Here is a 20,254-nt window from a genome sequence, read left to right as displayed (position 1 = left end):
GTCATTGGCCGCCGGCGTTGGAGTCCACCGACGATGTGCCGTAGAACGCACGCACGGCATCGACCAGCCGGGTGCGTTCGAATTCGGGATGCAGCCGGTAGCGCAACAGGTGCTCGCCCACGAACAGCACGCCCACCAGCACGGGGCACAGCAGGTTCGCGAACAGCGACCAGTCGGCAAACGGCCGGGTGAGATAAAGCGCCGCCGACACCGCCACCACCAGTGCGAAGAAGGCGGTCCAGATGCGCGTCAGTTGCGTGGTGTACGACAGCATGTCGCCCTTGAGCGGGTGCACGCGCTGCGCGAACTGCGTGATCAGCGGCAGGCCCTTGCCGCGCAACGTGGAGCCGAACCAGCCGCAGAGCACGCTGTTGATGGCCACATGCTGCAGCACGTAAAGGCGGTTGGGGTCGCCGGCTTCACCGAGGAAGACGAGCGCAAAGCCGCCCACGCCCAGCGCGGCCGCGGCGGCAAAGCCCCAGCGGCCGAACCAGCTGGCGGCAAAACCCATGGCGGCCAGCCACAGCGGACCGAGCAACACCACCACCGCCCAGGGGGCCGTGGGGTGGAACAGCGTCATCCAGTGAGAGAGACCGGCATAAGCCACCCCCGACACCAGCAGGAGTGCTATTCGCCATCGCGACATGGGGCTCAGGAGGCGACGCGGTGCTCGGCGACGTGGGTCGCGAGCGTGCGCAGCGACTGAAAAATCTGCTGGTTGCGTTCGTCGTCCGAACGCAGCTGAAAGCCGTAGCGGCGAGAGACTTCAAGCGCCACTTCGAGGATGTCGATGGAGTCGAGTCCCAGGCCGTCGCCGTACAGCGGGTCGGTGGGCACGATGGCCTCGGGTGCGACCTCGAGGTTCAGCGCATTTACGAGCAGCACGGCCAGCTCTTTTTCAATGGGCGACTGTTCGGAGGTATCGCCAGTGGCGGGAATGGGGGGCTGAGCAGTCGATGACAAAAAAACCTCCTGAAAACTTTTCCGGAACTATCGTGCGGCCGTGGATTATAGGAGTGCCGCTTGATTAGACTGCCCGTTTCGATACGACCCGGAGCACCCTTATGGCCGACCCTCTCCTGATCGCACGGCACGACAGCATCGAGTGTGCCCTTCTTCCCGCCCTGGCCAACCGCCACGGCCTCATCACGGGCGCCACGGGCACGGGCAAGACCGTCACGCTGCAGACCATGGCCGAGAAGCTGTCGAGCATCGGCGTGCCGGTGTTCATGGCCGACGTGAAGGGCGACCTGACCGGCATCAGCCAGAAAGGCGCCACCAGCGTCAAGCTGGCCGCCACCCTGAAGGAACGCGGCATCGACGTGCCCGAGCCCTCGGCCTGCCCCGTCACCCTGTGGGACGTGTTCGGCGAGCAGGGCCACCCGGTGCGCGCCACCATTTCGGACATGGGCCCGCTGCTGCTGGGCCGCATGCTCGACCTGAACGAAACGCAGGCCGGCGTGCTGAACCTGGTGTTCAAGATCGCCGACGACAACGGCCTGCTGCTGCTCGACCTGAAAGACCTGCGCGCCATGCTGCAGTACGTGGGCGAGAACAGCAGCCAGTTCACCACGCAGTACGGCAACATCAGCGCCGCCAGCGTGGGCGCCATCCAGCGCGGTCTGCTGCAGATCGAGACCCAGGGCGGCGACAAATTTTTCGGCGAGCCGATGCTCAACATCGCCGACTTCATGCAGACCGTGGGCGGCAAGGGTGTCATCAACATCCTGGCGGCCGACAAGCTCATGAATTCGCCGCGGCTGTACGCCACCTTTCTGTTGTGGATGCTGTCGGAGCTGTTCGAGCAACTGCCTGAAATTGGCGACCCCGAGCAGCCCAAGCTGGTCTTCTTCTTCGACGAGGCCCACCTGCTGTTCAACGAAGCTCCCAAGGCGCTGGTGGAGCGCATCGAGTTGGTGGTGCGCCTGGTGCGTTCAAAGGGCGTGGGCGTTTATTTCGTCACGCAGAACCCGCTGGACATTCCCGATTCCGTGCTGGCCCAGCTCGGCAACCGCGTGCAGCACGCGCTGCGCGCGTTCACCCCGCGCGACCAGAAGGCCGTGAAGGCCGCGGCCAGCACCATGCGCCAGAAGCCGGGCCTGGACATAGAGACGGCCATCACCGAGCTTGCGGTCGGCGAGGCGCTGGTGAGCATGCTCGACGACAAGGGCCGCCCGAGCGTGACCGAGCGCGTGTTCGTGCTGCCACCGGGCAGCCAGCTGGGCCCCATCACGCCCGACCAGCGCAAGGCGTTGCTCGAGGGTTCGCTGGTGGCGGGCGTGTACGAGAAGACCGTCGACCGCGAGTCGGCCTACGAAAAGCTCAAGGGCCGCGCCGACAGCGCGCCGGGTACGCCAGCTACCACGCTCCCCGGTACCAAGCCGGCAGCGGAATCGTCGGGCTCGGGCATGGGCGGCATGCTCAACGACATGCTGTTCGGCACCACGGGACCGAGAGGCGCGAAGCACGACGGTCTGGTCCAGACCATGGCCAAGTCGGCGGTGCGCACCATGGGCACGTCGGTGGGCAAGGAGATCTTGCGCGGCGTGCTGGGTGGGATCTTCGGGTCTAAAAAGCGCTGAGGCAGATTCATTCAGGGCGGCGCTCACGCCGACGGGGTACCTTGCTCCGCGAATGTCCCCCGGGCTTCGCCCTCCTCCTTTATTTCGCTGCGCAAGGCACCCCATCGACGTGAGCGTTTTCAGAGCCGGGGTTGATCGCGCGATCACCCAGAGCGTGCCCAGGTGCACAGGGCGTCGGGTGCTCCCCGCAGCGAAATAAAGGAGGAGCGAAGCGGGGGACATTCGCGGAGGGGAGCACCCGGCGGCCTGTGCACCCGCCCCGAACAAACGAACAAACGAACAAACGAGTTACCAGCGCAACAGCCGAGGCCCCAACAAAGCCCCCACCAGCACCGGAACAGCGATCCCGCTCACATACCAGACAGCCAAAAACGGCGCGGTAAGTTCAGCGCAGTGCAGCGCGTACACAGCTGCCCCCACGCCCCCCGCCAACGCCCCCGCCGCCGCACCCGCCAGCGCGGGCCGCGTCGGTGCCAGCCCCTTCAGCGCCAACAAAGTGGTGACGAACACCGGCAACGCCATCAGCGAGATGCTGAACGCGCAGATCTGCCACGACTGCCCCATCAACGAAGGCATGCGCTCTTCCATTGGCGAGGCAAACCAGGCCACCACCGCCAGCACCCAGATGCCCAGCACCGGCACCGCCGCCCCCACCCACGCTTGGCGCGGCGCTACACCCGGCCGCGCAAGCCGCTGCACCGCCACGAACCCGGCCCCCGCAATGCACAACGGGAACAGCACCTTGACCCAGAACATCGGCCAGAACATCGCTTGCACGATGTCGCGCCTGAAGCCGTCGTACTCGAAAAACAGAACAAGGAACGACACCGGCAACCCCGCCAGCACCGCCAGCCCGATGCGCCGGCTCGCGCTGCGGCGCGGCACCGACACGTCGCCCGTGGCCAGCATCGCCACCAGATCGTCCGTTCTCATGCCGCACCTCCCCACGCATGACCGAAGCGGGCGGCCAGCGCCTTCAGGCCCCGGTGAATGCCCACCTTCACCGCCGACTCCGACATGCCCGTGAGGCTGGCCGTCTCGGCCACCGAGAGGCCCTCGATCTTCACGTGCACGATCGGCAAGCGCTGGCGCTCCGGCAGCGTGTCGAGCAGGCCGCCCAGGTCGCGCCTGGCGTCGCTGGCCTCTTCGGCCGACGCCGCGAACACCGCCAGGTCGTCGTCCAGCGGGTCATGCAGGGCCTCGCGGACCGACTTGGCGCGCAGCAGATCGATCATCTTGTAGCGCGCAATCGCGTGCACCCAGGCCGTCAACGGCTGGTCGCTCTGGTAGGTGTGGCGCTGGTTGTGCATGGCGAGCAGGCATTCCTGGACGAGGTCTTCCACTTCATCGGGCCAGCCAAAGAGGCGCTTGCCCAGAAAGGCGCGCAGGTGCGCGCTGAGTTGCTGCAGGAAGTCGCGGTAGGCCTTCGCGTCGCCGTTCAGGCCGCGAAGGAACAGGCTGCGCAGCGCCGCTTCCGCGTCGCTCAAGTTCGTCCTGCTGCCTATGGTGTTTCGTGCCATCCGGTCGGCTGGTTACAGCCTCGTCGAAAAAAGATTCCGCTCGATTGTGCCGAAGCCGTCCGCTTGCAAGCCGCACAGGCCATCGGTACATTGTGTTTTTTGAGGGCCACCAATGTCTGCAGACAGCACAACGCTCCCTTCCGCCCCCCTCCCCCTGGCTCCACCACTGCACCCTTCCTCGTCGACCGGGCACATCCGCCTGACCTCGCACGCCGGCGGCTTTGGCGCACTGCCCATCCACTGGGGCGCGGCCACGGCCACCGAGCGCGGCCCGGTGGTCGGCACCACCACCAAGCGGGCGCACCGCAACGTGATCGGCACGCACAGCGGCTCCTACAGCGTGTACCGCGCGCTGGCCGTGGCGGCCGGGGCGCTCAAGCGCGAGCACAAGGCAGACCTCACCAACACCGCGCCCACCGACGTGATCGGCCCCTACCCGCAGTGGAGCGAGCCCGGGCGCATCGTGTCGCTCGACCCGTGGGGCGCGCTGGTGGCCGACGTGTTCTCCACCGAGCTGGCGGCCGGCTACGACATTCGCCCCACCATCGCCATCACCAAGGCCCACGTGATCCTGCCCGAGGTGATCGAGGCGCTGCAAAGCGGCCGCCTGAAGGCCGACGGCCATTTCCTCACGACCGGCGGCGCGGCCATGGTCACCAAGGCAGCCATCGAGCCGGTGTGGTACCTGCCCGAAGTGGCGCGCCGCTTCGGCTGCTCCGAAACCGACCTGCGCCGCACCCTGTTCGAGGAAACCGGCGGCATGTACCCCGAGCTGGTGACGCGCTCCGACCTGGAAGTGTTTCTGCCCCCCATCGGCGGCCAGACGCTCTACATCTTCGGCAACCCGCGCGACCTGGCCAACCCAGAGGTGGAACTCACCGCGCGCATCCACGACGAATGCAACGGCTCCGACGTGTTCGGCTCCGACATCTGCACCTGCCGCCCCTACCTCACGCACGCCATCGAAGAGTGCATTCAAGGGGCGCAGCGCGGCGGCGTGGGCCTCATCGCCTATTCGCGCAAGGAGGGCCGCGCGCTCGGCGAGGTGACAAAGTTTCTGGTCTACAACGCGCGCAAGCGCCAGGTGGGCGGCGACACGGCCGACCAGTATTTCGCGCGCACCGAGTGCGTGGCCGGCGTGCAGGACATGCGCTTCCAGGAGCTGATGCCCGACGTCTTTCACTGGCTCGGCATCAAAAAGATCCATCGCCTCGTGTCGATGAGCAACCTGAAGTTCGACGCGATCACCGGCTCGGGCATAGAGATTGGCGAGCGCGTGAACATTCCCGATGAACTGATTCCGGCGGACGCCCGCGTCGAAATGGACGCGAAGATGGCCGCCGGCTACTTCACACCCGGCCCGGTGCCGGACGCCGAAGAACTCAAGAAGGCCAAGGGCCGCGGACTCACTGAATGACCACCAGCCACAACACCGACCCCAACATGCCCGTCGACGGCTCCGGCAGCCTGCCGCCCGGCGGCGCGGGCAAGGTCGACCCATCGATCGAATTCACCGCCGACACCAGCCGCCCGGCCGGCGCCGCCACGCTGCTGCGCACCACCGCGGCCATTCGCCAGCGCGCGAGTGCCCTGCTGGCGCGCGCGCGCAGCGGTGAATCGCAGTGGTTTCGCATCGGCGCCGACAGCACGCTGGAAGACGCGGCGCGCACCGTGGCCGAGGTCACGCGCGAGCGCTACCCGTGGGACACCATTCCGTACCACAGCCGCTGGCGCCATTTCGAGGCTGGTGGCGTCAACCGGCTGGAAGAACTGAACACCCTGCTCGGCGACTGCGATGCCCGCCAGCGCGCCCGCGCGCACATCGACCTGGTGCTGGTCAGCGTGCTGCTCGACGCCGGCGCCGGGCCCGATTGGCACTACACCGAGTCGGCCACCGGCGAGCGCTTCACGCGCTCCGAAGGCCTGGGCGTGGCGAGCTACCACGCGTTCATGGGCGGGCTGTTTTCGTCCGACCCCGACCACCCCTACCAGGTCGATGCGGCCGGCCTGCGCGGGCTGGTGGCCGACCGGCTGGGCGACGCTTTTCAGGTGAGCGAGGTGAACCCGCTGGTCGGCCTGGCCGGGCGCGCCATGCTGCTGCGCCGCCTGGGCGAAGCCATGAACGAGCAGCCCGAAACCTTTGGCGACGACGGCCGCCCCGGGCGCCTGTTCGACGCGCTGGTCGGCCCCTACGGCCCGGCCGCGCCGCCCACGGCGGAGGTCACGGCGCACCAGATTCTGTCTTTGCTGCTGGAGTCGCTTTCGCGCATCTGGCCGTCGGCCAATGCCGTGGACAGCATCGCGGCGGACGGCAGCGACAGCGCGGGCGGCATCGGCTCGGGCGACCCGGCACTCGCGCTGGGCGACTGCTGGCGCCACAGCGCGGTGAGCGGCCCCGGCCTCACCAACGGCTGGATGCCCTTCCACAAACTGTCGCAGTGGCTCACCTATTCGCTGCTCGAACCCTTCGAGTGGGCCGGCGTGAAGGTGCGCCATCTTGACGCGCTCACGGCCCTGCCCGAGTACCGCAACGGCGGCCTGCTGATCGACAGCGGAGTGATCGTGCCGCGCGACCCGGCCTTTCTGACCCGGCGCTGGAAGGCCAGCGACGAATTCATCGTCGAATGGCGCGCGCTCACGGTGGCGCTGCTCGACGAAGTGGCGCCGCGCGTGCGCAAGGTGCTCGACCGCAGCGCCGAAGAGCTGCCGCTGGCCTGCGTGCTCGAAGGCGGCACCTGGGCCGCGGGCCGGGCACTGGCACAGCGCCTGCGCAACGGTGCGCCGCCTCTGATGATCGAGAGCGACGGCACCGTCTTTTAGACTCTCCGGTTCTCCCAGCAACGCTACACACAATTCCAATGAGCAACGTCCACCTCGTCAGCCACCCCCTCGTCCAGCACAAGCTCACGCTGATGCGCCGCAAGGACGCATCGACCAACAGCTTTCGCCGGCTCCTCAATGAAATCAGCATGCTGATGGCCTACGAGGTCACGCGCGACATGCCCATGCAGGACATCGAGGTCGAGACCCCGCTGGAGACCATGCAGGCCAAGGTCATCGACGGCAAGAAGCTGGTGCTGGTGTCCATTCTTCGCGCCGGCACGGGCATTCTGGACGGCATGCTCACCGTGGTGCCCGGTGCGCGCGTGGGCCACATCGGCCTGTACCGCGACCCCAAGACGCTGACGGCCGTGGAGTACTACTTCAAGATGCCCGGCGAAATGGACAGCCGCGACGTGATCGTGGTCGACCCGATGCTGGCCACGGGCAACTCGGCCGTGGCCGCGGTCGAGCGCCTGAAGGAGCTCAACCCCAAGTCGATCAAGTTCGTCTGCCTGCTGACCTGCCCCGAAGGTGTGGCGACCATGCAGAAGGCGCATCCCGATGTGCCGATCTACACCGCCGCTATCGACCGCGAGCTGGACAGCCACGGCTACATCCTGCCCGGGCTGGGCGACGCGGGCGACCGCATCTTCGGCACGAAGTAAGGCTCGCCCCCAGGCTTCGCGGCACTTCGTGTCCGCTTCTCCTTCCCCCTACCGGGGGCAACACCTGAGGCCCGGCAAAGCCGGTTCCTCGGTGTTTCTGGAAGGGGCGGCGCGTTTTTTGCGAGCCGATGATTTCCATAAACCGAGGAGAAGCACCGTGACAGCACGCCGTCAGTTGATCATTCGTTCCGCAGCCATTGCCGCAGCACTTGCGGCGGGCGCGCCGGGCCTGGCGTTTGCGCAGGCCAAGTTGAAGGTGGCGGCGGTTTACACCGTGCCGTTCGAGCAGCAATGGGTGGGCCGCATCCACAAGGCGCTGAAGGCGGCCGAGGCGCGCGGGGAGATCGAATACAAGGCCACCGAGAACGTGAGCAACGCCGACTACGAGCGCGTGATGCGCGAGTACGCCACGGGCGGCAACCAGCTCATTCTTGGCGAGGTGTTCGGCGTGGAAGCGGCGGCGCGCAAGGTGGCCAAGGACTTTCCCAAGGTCGCTTTCCTCATGGGCTCGTCGCTCAAGCCGCAGGCGCCCAACTTCAGCGTGTTCGACAACTACATCCAGGAGCCGGCGTACCTGAGCGGCATGGTGGCGGGCGGGATGACCAAGAGCAACCGCATCGGCATGGTCGGCGGCTTTCCGATTCCGGAGGTCAACCGGCTGATGAACGCTTTCATGGCCGGCGCCAAGGAAACCAACCCGAAGGTGGAGTTCAGCGTGAGCTTCATCAACAGCTGGTTCGACCCACCCAAGGCCAAGGAAGCGGCCTTCGCCATGATCGACAAGGGCGCCGACGTGATGTACGCAGAGCGCTTCGGCGTGTCCGACGCGGCCAAGGAAAAGGGCAAGCTCGCCATCGGCAACGTGATCGACACGCAAAGCCAGTACCCCGACACGGTGGTGGCCTCGGCCCTATGGAACTTCGAGCCCGCCGCCGACCGCGCCATCAAGCTCGTGAAGGAAGGCAAGTTCGCGGCCGAAGACTACGGCGTGTACGCGCAGATGAAGAACAAGGGCTCCGAGCTGGCGCCGCTGGGCACCTTCGAGAAGAAGGTGCCCGCCGACATCGTCGCCAAGGTGAAGGCCAGGCAGGCCGACATCCTGGCGGGCAAGTTCACCGTGAAGGTGGACGATGGGCAGCCCAAGTCCACTGCCAAATAAAAGAAAAGCGCCCGAATGTTCATGAAGCGTGTGCGATGGCAATTCGCAGGCCATGCCGTGGCCGCAGCGGTGTTGGCAATGGGGCTGGCGGCTTGCCAGCGCGCGGCGGAGGGTACGGCGCCTACCGGTGCGGCGGCGCCTCCTGCCGCACCCGTTTCAGCCGCTTCATCGGCTTCAGCAGCTTCAGCGCCCGTACCGACCGTGGCCGCGGCCCCGGTCGGCATTCCGGCCGCGCTGCAGGAACGCGCCGACGCCCTGCTCGCCGCGCACCGCCAGATGATCGTGCTGATGACCGGCGAGCGCGCGCTAGACGCGGCCGAGAAGCGCGCCGTGAGCGCGGTCGGCCAGCAGCTCTTTCACGACATGCAGGAGCGCCAGCGCGCGCTGGTCGCGCAGGCTGGCGAGCTCTCCGACCCGGCCACGGTGCCGGCGCTGAACGCGCTGCTGGACCGCATCGAGAGCGAGCCGAGCTGGTTCGACGCCGACCGGCTGGCCTTCAAGGAGTTTCTGGGCGAGCTGAGCACGCGCTACAGCCAGGCGCAGTCGCTGTCCGGCCTGAAGCTGGGCCGCCGCGCCAGCGAAGACCTGGCCGTGCTGGCCGACATAGAGCAGGCCTACGACCGTGAGCTGAAAGACGTCTTCGGCCGCTTCGCGCAGCGCGGCATCGAGCCCAAGCGCGAGAAGTGGGCCGACTACGTGGCCAAGCTGCAGGGCCTGTACTCGCGCGAGCAGATCCTGAAAGACTTCGGCGCCATCGTGCCGTACACCCAGGCACCCGCCTCCGCCAGCGGCAAGGAGCCCAAGGAGAAGGAAGGCGCCGACACGCGCGAAATCTTCGGCACCTCGCTGCCGCCCAAGACCGTGGTGCTGACCTTCGACGACGGCCCGCACGCCAGGCACACCGACGAAATTCTCGAAATATTGAAGCGCTACGACGCGCCCGCCATCTTCTTCGAGCTGGGCCAGAACCTTGGCAAGCTCGATGCCCAAGGCAAGGCCCAGCTCGGCGCCAATGGCGCGGTCGCCAAGCGCGTGCTGGCCGCCGGCCACACGCTGGCCAACCACAGCTTCAGCCACGGCATGATGGCCAAGATGAGCGACGACGCGGTGCGCACCGAGGCCACAGAGACCGAGGCCCTGCTCGACGCCACCGGCCGGCCGCAGTCGACGCTGTTCCGCTTTCCCTATGGCGCGCGCAACGAGGCCAAGCTCAGCACGGTGGAGGCGCTCAAGCTGCGCTCCATGCTCTGGACCGTCGACTCCATGGACTGGGCCGACCCCGTGCCCAAGTCCATTGCCGACCGCGTGCTGGCCGAGGTCGACAAGGCCAAGCGCGGCGTGATCCTGTTCCACGACATCCAGGGCCGCACCGTGCAGGCCCTGCCCACGGTGCTCGACCAGCTGGTGGCCGACGGCTACCGCTTCGCCACCTGGCGCGAGGGCAAGTTCATCGTGAACGCGGCCAAGCGCCCTGCCGCCGACGACGGCGTGGCCGCCACCGCCGGCGACACGCTCTACCGCGAAAGCCATGCGCTGGTGATCGGCATCGACAAATACGCCCAGTGGCCCGGCCTGCACCATGCGGTGACCGACGGCAAGGCGATGGAGCAGTTGCTCGTCACGCGGCTGGGCTTCAAGCCCGAGAACGTGACCGCGCTGTACGACGGCCAGGCCACGCGCACCAACATCCTGCGCGTGCTGAACGACAAGCTCACCGACCCCAAGCGCGTGAAGCGCGACGACCGCGTGCTGGTGTTCTTCGCCGGCCACGGCAGCACCCGCAAGCTGGCAAGCGGGCGCGACGTGGGCTACATCATTCCGGTCGACGCCGCGCTCGACGACCTGGCGGCCGACGCCATTTCCATGCCGCAGCTTCAGGAAGTGGCCGAGGCCCTTTCGGCCAAGCATGTGCTGTTCATGGTGGACGCCTGCTACTCGGGCCTGGGCCTTACGCGCGGCGGCGGGCCGCGCGGCAGCAAGAACTTCCTGAGCGACAACGCACGTCGCATCGGCCGCCAGATGATCACCGCCGGCGGCGCCGACCAGCAGGTGGCCGACGACGGCCCCGGCGGCCATTCGGTGTTCACCTGGACGATGCTGCAGGCGCTGTCGGGCAAGGCCGATCTGAACGGTGACGGCGTCATCACCGGCACCGAGCTCGCGGCCTACGTGGCGCCCGCCGTGTCGGCCATTGCGCGGCAAACGCCGGCCTTCGGCAGCCTGCCGGGCTCCGAGGGGGGCGAGTTTGTGTTCGAGCTGCCCGCCGAGCGCGAAGGCCTGAGCGGCGACAGCCTGCAGCTCGACGCCGCCGCCAGCCAGGTCAACAAGCGCATCGACGAGGCCAACCAGCAGGCAGTGCATGCCGCGGCCGCGCCCAAGGCAGGCGCAGCGGGGTCGACCGGTTCTACCGCCGCTGCCCCGGCCGTCGAAGTGATGGTCAAGAACCTCGACGGCGCCGACGCCAAGCTAACCCTGCCGGCCGCCGCACCGCTCACGCCCCGCGTGGCCGCGCAGCGCGCCAACGACCGCGGCCTGCAGCTGTACCGCGAGCGCCGCTACGACGAGGCCGAAGCCGCGTTCACCGAGGCCTTGAAGCTGCAGCCGCGCTTTGCGCTGGCCGCCAACAACCTCGGCTTCGTGTACTTCAAGCGCGGCAAGCCGGTGGAGGCGGCGCGCTGGTTCGAACAGGCGATCGACATGGACGGCAGCCGTGCGCTGGCCTACCTGAACCTGGGCGACGCGCACCTGCAGGCCGGCAACGACGCCAAGGCGCTCGCGGCTTACACCACCTTCGTCGGTCTGGCGCCGAAGCACCCTCGCACCGCAACGCTGCAGGCGTGGATTGCCACGCCCGACGCCGCGCACCGCCCTCCACTACCGGCCACCAACTCATGATGAACACCTCACTGCTCCAGCGCCTGCGCGGTCCTTTCATTGCCGCGGTGCTGGGCACTTTGCTGGCGGGCTGCGCCGGCGTGTACCGGTCGGACGTGGTCAGCATCAACAGCAGCACGCGGCTGGACGACACGCCGCGCATCGCGGTGATGTCGGCCTTCGAGCCCGAGCTGACGCTGCTGCTCGCGCGCCTGCAAGGCCCGGTGAAGCACAGCGTGAACGGCGTGGTGTTCACCACCGGCACGCTCGAAGGCAAGGCGGTGGTGGTGTTCCTGTCGGGCATCAGCATGACCAACGCGACCATGAACACCCAGCTGGTGCTCAACCGCTTTCGCATCACCCACATCGTGTTCAGCGGCATCGCGGGCGGCGTGAACCCGCAGCTGCACGTGGGCGACGTGACGGTGCCGGCGCAGTGGGGCCAGTACCTCGAAGTGCTGATGGCACGCGAAACCGCGCCGGGCAAATACAGCGTGCCGCCTTTCATCACCGACGCCACGCTGCCCAATTTCGGCATGATGTTTCCGCGACCGGTCGAGGTGCGCTCGGCGGCCAGGCCGGAGATTGCGCGCAAGTTCTGGTTCGAGGCCGACCCGAAGATGCTCGAGGTGGCACGCAGCATCCGCAACGTCGAGCTGGCCAACTGCGGCGCCGGCAAGTGCCTGCCGCGCAAGCCGCAGCTGGTGGTGGGCGGCAACGGCGTGTCGGGCCAGGCCTTCATGGACAACAAGGCCTACCGCGAATACACCTACAAGAGCTTTCAGGCCAATGTGCTCGACATGGAAACCGCGGCCGTTGGCATGGTCGCGTACAGCAACGGCGTGCCCTACATCGCCTTTCGCTCGCTCAGCGACCTGGCGGGCGGCGGCGACGGCGAGAACGAAATGGGCACCTTCATGAGCATTGCGGCGGACAACTCCGCGAAGGTCATGCTGGCCTTCCTCGCCGCCTGGAAGTGAAGCCGGCGCACGCTGGCCACGCGAGGCCCGTGCGCCTTGTTTTGCTGCCGGGCATGGACGGCACGGGCGATATGTTCGAGCCACTGACGGCAGCCATGGGCGCGGATGCACCGATCGATGTCGTGCGCTACTCCAGCACCCAACCGCAAGGCTATGCCGAACTGGAGCCGCTGGTTCGCGCGCAGTTGCCTGCAACCGAGCCCTTCGTGCTGCTGGGCGAATCGTTCTCCGGCCCGCTGGCCATCTCCATTGCGGCCGCGCCGCCGCCCGGCCTGTGTGGGCTTGTCCTGTGCTGCAGCTTTGCGCGCAGCCCTTCGCCGGCGCTGGCATTGCTGCGCGGCGGGCTGCTCGAACTGTCGATGAAGTTGCTGCACCTGACCGCCATGCGCGCGCCCATGCGCCACATGCTGCTGGGACGCTTTGCCAATGCGCAACTGGCCGCGCTGCTGCACGGGTCCCTGCGCAAGGTGTCGGGCGCGGTCATGGCGCACCGCTTGAAGGAGGTGCAGCGGGTGAACGTGGTCGACAAGCTGGCGCAGGTGCGCATACCCTCGATGTACCTGCAGGCCTTGCAGGACCGCATGGTTCCGCCGCAGGCGCTCCGCGTTTTGCAGCAGGCGCTGCCTGGCCTGCAGGTCGTGCGGCTCGATGGCCCCCACGGCCTGCTGCAGGCCGCACCGGTCGCCTCGGCCAACGTCATTCAGACCTTCATCGACAGCCTCATCGACATTCCTTGCCACGAGCCCGGCGACCCCGTGCCCTCCATGTTCTCCATGCCATGAACTCCACCATGCTTCGCCTAGCAGGCATCACCAAGCGCTTCGGCAGCCTGGTGGCCAACGATGCCATTTCCCTCGACCTGCAGTCCGGCGAGGTGCTCGCGCTGCTCGGTGAAAACGGCGCGGGCAAATCTACGCTCATGTCCATTTTGTTCGGCCACTACGTCGCCGACGAAGGCCGCATCGAAGTCTTCGGCGCGCCGCTGCCCGCGGGCAACCCCAAGGCCGCGCTGGCGGCCGGCGTGGGCATGGTGCACCAGCACTTCACGCTGGCCGACAACCTCAGCGTGCTCGACAACGTGATGATGGGCACCGAGCCGCTGTGGCGCCTGGTGTCGCGCCGCGCCGCCGCGCGCGAGCGGCTGCTGGCGGTGGCGCAGCGCTTCGGCCTGCCGGTGCAGCCCGACGCCAAGATCGGCAGTCTGTCGGTCGGCGAACGCCAGCGCGTGGAAATTCTCAAGGCGCTGTACCGCGGCGCGCGCATCCTCATCCTGGACGAACCCACGGCCGTGCTCACGCCGCAGGAAAGCGAGGCGCTGTTCGCCACGCTCGCGCAAATGGTGGCGCAGGGCCTGTCGGTGATCTTCATCAGCCACAAGCTCGGCGAGGTGCTGCGCGTGTCGCAACGCGTGGCCGTGCTGCGGGGCGGCAAGCTGGTGGCCGAGGCACGCACCGCCGACACCACGCAGGCGCAGCTGGCGCTGTGGATGGTCGGCCATGCGCTCGAAGCGCCGCGGCGCCGGCCCGCCAAATCGGTCGGCGACGCGGTCTGCGTGCTAGACCACGTGAGCACCACGGCCGAGAAGAACGGCGGGCAGGACCGCCTGCGCGAGGTGTCGCTGACGCTGCGCGCCGGTGAAATCACCGCCATCGCGGGCGTCTCCGGCAACGGCCAGGTGGCGCTGGCCGAGCTGCTCTGCGGCACGCGCCGCGCCACCGCCGGCACCGCGCAGCTGATGGGCCGCGCCCTGCCGCCCTCGCCCGCCCGGCTGGTGCAGCGCGGCGTGGCACGCATTCCGGAAGACCGGCATGCGGTGGGCGTGGTCGGCGATTTGCCGGTGTGGGAGAACGCGGTGTCGGAGCGGCTGCGCAGCCCGGTGTTCTCGCGCTGGTCGTTCTTCGTGAAGCGCGCCGCCGCCCGCCTGCACGCGAGGCGCATCGAAAAAGCCTTCGACGTGCGCGGCGCCGGCCTCATGGCGCCGGCCCGCTCGCTCTCCGGTGGGAACATGCAAAAACTGATTCTGGGCCGCGCCCTGCTGGCGCCCGAGCAGCCTGAACAGGCCAAGGGCGACGACCACAAGAAGTACCCCAACCGCACGCCGCGCCTCATCGTGGCGCACCAGCCGACCTGGGGCCTGGACATTGGCGCGGTGGCCTATGTGCAGCAGCAGCTCATTGCCGCGCGCGACGCCGGCGCGGCGGTGCTGGTGATTTCCGACGACCTCGACGAAGTGCTCACGCTGGGCGACCGCGTGGCCGTGATGCACGGCGGCCACCTGGGCGACGCGCGCCCGGCCGCGGCCTGGACGCGCGAAGCCATCGGCCTGGCCATGGCCGGCGCGAGCGCGCCGCACGCCAAGGGGGGCGCGGCATGATGCGGCTCGAACGACGCCACCAGACATCGCGCGCCGCGCTGGTGCTGGCGCCCATCGGCGCAGTGCTCTTCACCATGGCGGTAAGCGCGCTGCTGGTGCTGTGGGCCGGCGCGCCGGTAGCGCGCACCTACGCGCTGCTGCTGCAGGGCGGCTTCGGCTCGGTGTTCGCGTGGAGCGAAACGCTGACCCGAGCGATTCCGCTGATCCTTACCGGCCTGGCCGCCACCGTCGCCTTCAAGGCGCGGCTGTTCAACATCGGCGCCGAAGGTCAGCTTTATGCGGGCGCCCTGGCGGCTGTCGCGGTGGGCGGCATGCATGGCGGCACGGGCTTCGAACTGTCGCCCTGGCTGCTGTTTCCGCTGATGATGCTGGCCGCCGCCGTGGCCGGCGCGCTGATGCTGCTGGGCCCGGCGCTCATGAAGAACAAGCTGGGCGTCGACGAGGTCGTGACCACGCTGCTGTTCAACTTCATCGTGCTGCTGGGCGTGTCGGCGCTGCTCGACGGTCCCATGAAAGACCCGAGCGCCATGGGCTGGCCGCAGAGCGTGTCGCTGCAGCCCGACCTGGAGCTGGGCAAGCTCATCGCGCAGACCCGCGTGCACACCGGCCTCTTGTGGGCGGTGTCGCTCGCGGTGATGGTGTGGGCCGTCTTCAAATACACCGTGCTGGGTTTCGACATTCGCGCCGTGGGCGCCAACGCACGCGCCGCCGCCTTCGCGGGCGTGCCGGTGACGCGCACGGTCGTCATGGTGGCGCTGCTGTCGGGCGCGCTGGCCGGGCTGGCGGGCGCCATCGAGGTGGCGGGCCGCACCAGCTACGTCACGCTCGACATGTCGCCGGGCTATGGCTACACGGGCATCGTGATCGCGATGCTGGCCGGGCTGCATCCGCTGGGCGTGATTGCGGCTGGCGTGTTCGTGGCGGGCGTGCTGGTCGGCGCGGACACCATGAGCCGCGCGGTCGGCGTGCCGACGTACATCGCCGACGTGATCGTCGCGGCCTCGCTGATCGCGGTGCTGGTGGCGACGTTGCTCACGCAATACCGCGTGCGGGTGAAGAAATGACAAGCGCTTTTGCCTCTTCTGCCTTGCCCCTTCCCCTCCCGGGGGAAGGCTGGGATGCGGGCACGTGGCCTTCGAAGCTGCGCGGCGGTGGAAGCCGCAAGCCCCCACCCCAACCCTCCCCCGGAAGGGGAGGGAGAAATACCGCATGACCGACCTCCTCGACATCCTCGCCAACCCCTCCTTCTGGGTCGCGGTGTTGCGCATTGCCACGCCGCTCATCCTGGGCACGCTGGGCGTGCTGCTGTGCGAGCGCGCGGGCGTGCTCAACCTCGGCATCGAGGGGATCATGGTCGCGGGCGCCTTCACCGGCTGGCTAGCGGTGTACGCCGGCGCGCCGCTGTGGGTGGGCGTGGGCGTGGCCGCGCTCACGGGCATGGTGTTCGGCCTGCTGCACGCCTTTCTCACCGTGGGCCTGGCGCTGTCGCAGCATGTGTCCGGCCTGGGCATCACGCTGCTGGCCACCGCGCTCAGCTACTTCGGTTACCGCGTGAGCTTTCCGAAGGTGAACACGCCGCCCACCATCACGCCCTTCGCGCCGATGGACTGGTTGCCGATACCCGTGCTCAACGCGCAGACCGCGCTCACCCTGTTCGCGCTGCTGCTGGTGCCCGTCGTCGGCTGGGTGCTGTACCGCACGCCGCTCGGCCTGGCGCTGCGCATGGTCGGCGAAAACCCGCAGGCGGCCGAAAGCCAGGGCGTGTCGGTGGCGGCCACGCGCACGGGCGCCATCGTCGCGGGCTCGGCGCTGATGGGCATGGCGGGCTCGTTCCTCACGTTGTCGGCCTTCAACGCCTTCTTTTTCAACATGGTGAACGGCCGCGGCTGGATCTGCGTGGCGCTGGTGGTGTTTGCGTCTTGGCGGCCGGGCAAGGCGTTGCTGGGTGCGCTGCTGTTCGCTTTTTTCGATGCGCTGCAACTGCGGCTGCAACAATCGGGCGACGCTGTGTTGCCGTATCAGCTGTACCTGATGTTGCCGTACCTGTTGTCGATCCTGGCGCTGGTGCTGGTGGCGCGCAAGGCGAGCTATCCGCAGGCGCTGATGAAGCCGTACCGCAAGGGAGAACGATGACGATGACCTTTACCTTCACGACCACCGCGCGCGGTGCCGTGTGTGCCGCATGGCTCGCACTGTGCGGCGCGAACGCGCAGGCGCTGGGCGCCGACTACAGCTACGAAACTTTCAAGACGCCCGACGCGGTCAGTTGGGTTCAACTCTGCGGCACGTGGGGCAAGGACCATCAGGGCACGTACCGTGTGGTGCATGCCGAGCGGTACGCGCAGTCGTTCCTGTACGTGCAATGGATGTCCCGCGATGCCAACGGAGGCCTGAACGCGGAGCACACGGTCGCGATTGCCGAGCTGGACAACGACCATGCGGAGATTTCGCTGTCGGACCTCACGTGTCGTGCAACTCCTCGCGGGATCGTGGTCACCGCGAAGGCGGATTCGGGGCATGACGACAAGTTGCGGCGGGTGACGATCGAGGTTGGTCCTTCCGCCGGGCAGTATCGATTTCGTCCGCAGCGTACGCGTTGAATTTTTTGGCGCTTGTTGGCGCTTGTTGGCGCCGTTGTTCAGGGCGTGTGCACAGGCCGCCGGGTACTCCCCTCCGCGAATGTCCCCCGGGCTTCGCCCTCCTCCTTTATTTCGCTGCGGGGAGCACCCGACGCCCTGTGCACCTGGGCACGCTCTAGGTGATCGCACGATCAACCGCCGCTCTGAAAACGCTCACGCCGATGGGGTGCCTTGCGCAGCGAAATAAAGGAGGAGGGGCGCAGCCCCGGGGGACATTCGCGGAGCAAGGTACCCCGTCGGCGTGAGCGCCGCCCTGAACGTACCCTGACAGCTTGCCAACTGAACAAGGCGCCCAAACCACCATCCCAGGCTTTTCAAAGACCCACGCGCACTCCAGCGACATCGGGGCAGAAAATACCGATCACCCGCCCTCCAGAGACCCCACCACGATGCTCGACCTCCTCATCACCAACGCCACCCTCCCCGACGGCCGCACCAACATGTCGATTGCGGTGCAGGACGGGCGCATCGCCGAAGTCACCGAGGGGCTCACCGCGCCCGCGCACGAGACACTGGACGCACAAGGCCTGCTGCTCGCACCGCATTTCGTCGACCCCCACTTTCACATGGACGCCACGCTGAGCTACGGCCTGCCGCGCGTCAACCAGAGCGGCACGCTGCTCGAAGGCATTGCGCTGTGGGGCGAACTGAAGCCGCTGCTCACGGCCGATGCGCTCATCGAACGCGCACTGGCCTACTGCGACTGGGCCGTGGCCAAAGGCCTGCTGGCGGTGCGCACGCACGTGGACACCAGCGACCCGAGCCTGCTCGCGGTCGATGCACTGCTGGAGGTGAAACGCCAGGTCGCGCCCTATCTCGATCTGCAACTGGTCGCGTTTCCGCAAGACGGCGTGCTGCGCTCCCAAGGCGGCGTGGCCAACATCGAGCGTGCCCTGGACAAGGGCGTGGACGTGGTGGGCGGCATTCCGCATTTCGAACGCACCATGGCCGACGGCGCGGCCAGCGTGAAGCTGCTGTGCGAAATGGCGGCCGAGCGCGGCAAGCTGGTCGACATGCACTGCGACGAGTCCGACGACCCGCTGTCACGCCACATCGAAACGCTGGCCTTCGAGGCACAGCGCCTGGGCCTGCAGGGCCGCGTGACGGGCTCGCACTGCACGTCGATGCACTCGATGGACAACTACTACGTGAGCAAGCTGCTGCCGCTCATCGCGCAGAGCGGCGTGGCGGTCATTGCCAACCCGCTCATCAACATCACGCTGCAAGGCCGCCACGACACCTACCCCAAACGCCGCGGCATGACGCGTGTGCCGGAACTGATGGCTGCCGGCGTGAACGTCGCGTTCGGCCACGACTGCGTGATGGACCCCTGGTACGGCATGGGTTCGGGCGACATGCTCGAAGTGGCGCACATGGGCCTGCATGTGGCGCAGATGACCAGCCAGGCCGGCATTCGCCAGTGCTTCGAGGCAGTGACGACCAACGCCGCGCGCGTGATGCACCTGGAGGGCTACGGCATTGCGGCGGGCTGCGCGGCCAGCTTCGTGCTGCTGCAGGCGCGCGACCCGGTCGAGGCGATCCGGCTGCGCGCCACGCGGCTCAAGGTATTTCGCAAGGGGCAACTGCTGGCGGAAACGCCCGCGGCCACGGCCAGCCTGCACATCGCAGGGCGCGGCAACGCCACCAGCTGGATGACGCCGCAGCGCGCGGGCTGAGTCAGCTTTCCTCTGCCACTGCAGGGGCGGCGGTGCCCAGCATCGCCGCTTCGATCTTGCGCACCTCGCGGCGCAGTTCGCGCGCCATGTCGTCGCGCCTGTCCGTGCCCAGCCGCCCCGATATGGCCGCGATGCTGATCGCGCCCACCGGGTTCTCGCGCGGAAACGCGATGCCGATGGCGCCCGTGCCGGGCGTCACCGCGCTGTCCAGAAACGCATAGCCCTGCGCGCGGCCCTGGGCCACGGCTTCGCGCAGGAAGTCGGCGGTGAACGAGGCAAACTTTTCGTAGCGGTGGCCGTTGGCCTGAATGATGGCCTCGGCCTCCGCCTCGGGCATGGCGCACAGCATCGACAGCCCGCCGGCACCCACGCCCAGCGGACGGCGAATGCCGATGTCCAGCGGCATCGCCTTGATCGGAAAGTCGCCCAGCGCGCGGTTGGTGCACACCGCCTCCATGCCGCTGCGCTCGCTGAGGTACAGCGTGTCCTGCGTGAGGTCGGCCAGCCGGTGCAGCGCGCCGTCGCACAGGTCGCTCAGGCGATAGCGCGGGCGCGCGAGCAGCCCCAGCTCGTGCAGCAGCGGCCCCAGAAAGTATTTGCGCGTGGCCACGTCGCGGTCGACCAGGCCTTCGATTTCAAGCCGCGCCAGCATGCGCGCGCAGGTCGACTGCGGCAGCCCGCTGGTGGCCGCTATTTCGCCGATGCGCATGCCGCGCCGCCCGCGCGACGCCACAACGCGGAGCATGCCCACCACGCGCTCGATGCTCTGCGTGCCGGTGCGTGCGTTCTCACCTTGTGGTGATTCCTTGCCTGCCATGTTTGCCCCTCTGCATTTGTCTCTAAGGTGTCGCTTTATATTGCATCCACATTGTGGATATTTAAGGGTTTACCTCAGCCGAAGCAAACGGCCTGCGCGTCTGTAATTCATGGGAGACGACAACACATGTCGCCACATTGTGGAT

At 67.8% G+C, this 20,254-nt stretch carries 18 protein-coding genes; 13 read left to right on the top strand and 5 right to left on the bottom strand.

From position 1 onward, the window contains the following. Position 1: 1 nt before the first annotated feature. A complete protein-coding gene (locus VLK31_RS08160) occupies positions 2–646 on the bottom strand; it encodes a hypothetical protein (protein WP_409167870.1) in 645 nt (214 codons plus the stop codon). A gap of 5 nt (positions 647–651) precedes the next feature. Next, the gene (locus VLK31_RS08155) at positions 652–963 is read right to left on the bottom strand and encodes a phosphopantetheine-binding protein (protein WP_409167869.1); all 312 of its coding nucleotides are present in this window, start codon (positions 961–963) and stop codon (positions 652–654) included. A 101-nt stretch (positions 964–1,064) separates the two neighbouring features. Here VLK31_RS08155 and VLK31_RS08150 point away from each other — a divergent pair, with 101 nt between their 5' ends. After that, positions 1,065–2,582: a helicase HerA-like domain-containing protein gene (locus VLK31_RS08150; RefSeq protein WP_409167868.1), complete on the top strand. Its 1,518-nt coding sequence runs from the start codon at positions 1,065–1,067 to the stop codon at positions 2,580–2,582. Positions 2,583–2,870: 288 nt separating this feature from the next. Here VLK31_RS08150 and VLK31_RS08145 read toward each other — a convergent pair whose 3' ends face one another. Both VLK31_RS08145 and VLK31_RS08140 read right to left on the bottom strand, forming a co-directional pair. After that, positions 2,871–3,515: a DUF1109 domain-containing protein gene (locus VLK31_RS08145; RefSeq protein ID WP_409167867.1), complete on the bottom strand. Its 645-nt coding sequence runs from the start codon at positions 3,513–3,515 to the stop codon at positions 2,871–2,873. Next, positions 3,512–4,102 (bottom strand): sigma-70 family RNA polymerase sigma factor, encoded by a 591-nt coding sequence (locus VLK31_RS08140; RefSeq protein WP_409167866.1) that lies wholly within the window; start codon positions 4,100–4,102, stop codon positions 3,512–3,514. Before VLK31_RS08140 ends, VLK31_RS08145 begins: the two co-directional genes overlap by 4 nt. A 112-nt stretch (positions 4,103–4,214) precedes the next feature. Between VLK31_RS08140 and VLK31_RS08135 the strand changes: the two genes are divergently transcribed. The 12 genes from VLK31_RS08135 (at position 4,215) to VLK31_RS08080 (ending at position 19,292) form a co-directional block, all read left to right on the top strand. Next, positions 4,215–5,519: a GTP cyclohydrolase II gene (locus VLK31_RS08135; RefSeq protein WP_409167865.1), complete on the top strand. Its 1,305-nt coding sequence runs from the start codon at positions 4,215–4,217 to the stop codon at positions 5,517–5,519. Beyond that, positions 5,516–6,922, top strand: coding sequence for a URC4/urg3 family protein (locus VLK31_RS08130; RefSeq protein ID WP_409167864.1), 1,407 nt, complete (start codon positions 5,516–5,518; stop codon positions 6,920–6,922). Before VLK31_RS08135 ends, VLK31_RS08130 begins: the two co-directional genes overlap by 4 nt. 38 nt (positions 6,923–6,960) lie before the next feature. Beyond that, positions 6,961–7,590: a uracil phosphoribosyltransferase gene (upp, locus tag VLK31_RS08125; RefSeq protein ID WP_409167863.1), complete on the top strand. Its 630-nt coding sequence runs from the start codon at positions 6,961–6,963 to the stop codon at positions 7,588–7,590. A 157-nt stretch (positions 7,591–7,747) separates the two neighbouring features. Further along, on the top strand, positions 7,748–8,749 hold the full coding sequence (locus tag VLK31_RS08120) for a BMP family protein (protein WP_409167862.1): 1,002 nt from the start codon (positions 7,748–7,750) through the stop codon (positions 8,747–8,749). A gap of 201 nt (positions 8,750–8,950) precedes the next feature. Next, positions 8,951–11,644: a polysaccharide deacetylase family protein gene (locus tag VLK31_RS08115; RefSeq protein WP_409167861.1), complete on the top strand. Its 2,694-nt coding sequence runs from the start codon at positions 8,951–8,953 to the stop codon at positions 11,642–11,644. Then, positions 11,644–12,603 carry a 5'-methylthioadenosine/S-adenosylhomocysteine nucleosidase gene (locus tag VLK31_RS08110; protein ID WP_409168049.1) on the top strand — a complete coding sequence of 320 codons (960 nt, stop codon included), beginning with the start codon at positions 11,644–11,646 and terminating at the stop codon, positions 12,601–12,603. The genes VLK31_RS08115 and VLK31_RS08110 overlap by 1 nt, the downstream gene beginning before the upstream one ends. Positions 12,604–12,632: 29 nt before the next feature. After that, positions 12,633–13,385, top strand: a complete 753-nt coding sequence (locus VLK31_RS08105; RefSeq protein ID WP_409167860.1) for an alpha/beta fold hydrolase — start codon at positions 12,633–12,635, stop codon at positions 13,383–13,385. Continuing rightward, a complete protein-coding gene (locus VLK31_RS08100) occupies positions 13,382–14,977 on the top strand; it encodes an ABC transporter ATP-binding protein (protein WP_409167859.1) in 1,596 nt (531 codons plus the stop codon). Before VLK31_RS08105 ends, VLK31_RS08100 begins: the two co-directional genes overlap by 4 nt. Then, on the top strand, positions 14,977–16,041 hold the full coding sequence (locus tag VLK31_RS08095) for an ABC transporter permease (RefSeq protein ID WP_409168048.1): 1,065 nt from the start codon (positions 14,977–14,979) through the stop codon (positions 16,039–16,041). The genes VLK31_RS08100 and VLK31_RS08095 overlap by 1 nt, the downstream gene beginning before the upstream one ends. Positions 16,042–16,186: 145 nt before the next feature. Beyond that, positions 16,187–17,110, top strand: a complete 924-nt coding sequence (locus tag VLK31_RS08090) for an ABC transporter permease (protein ID WP_409167858.1) — start codon at positions 16,187–16,189, stop codon at positions 17,108–17,110. After that, the gene (locus tag VLK31_RS08085) at positions 17,107–17,577 is read left to right on the top strand and encodes a hypothetical protein (protein WP_409167857.1); all 471 of its coding nucleotides are present in this window, start codon (positions 17,107–17,109) and stop codon (positions 17,575–17,577) included. The genes VLK31_RS08090 and VLK31_RS08085 overlap by 4 nt, the downstream gene beginning before the upstream one ends. A gap of 428 nt (positions 17,578–18,005) precedes the next feature. Beyond that, positions 18,006–19,292, top strand: a complete 1,287-nt coding sequence (locus tag VLK31_RS08080; protein WP_409167856.1) for an amidohydrolase family protein — start codon at positions 18,006–18,008, stop codon at positions 19,290–19,292. 1 nt (position 19,293) lies between these two features. Here VLK31_RS08080 and VLK31_RS08075 read toward each other — a convergent pair whose 3' ends face one another. Next, positions 19,294–20,109, bottom strand: a complete 816-nt coding sequence (locus tag VLK31_RS08075; protein WP_409167855.1) for an IclR family transcriptional regulator — start codon at positions 20,107–20,109, stop codon at positions 19,294–19,296. Positions 20,110–20,254: the final 145 nt, after the last annotated feature.

It is taken from the genome of Variovorax sp. H27-G14 (assembly GCF_046156345.1).
In the GTDB taxonomy this organism is placed as follows: Bacteria; Pseudomonadota; Gammaproteobacteria; order Burkholderiales; family Burkholderiaceae_C; genus Variovorax.
This window is presented reverse-complemented; position numbering and strand designations above follow the sequence as displayed.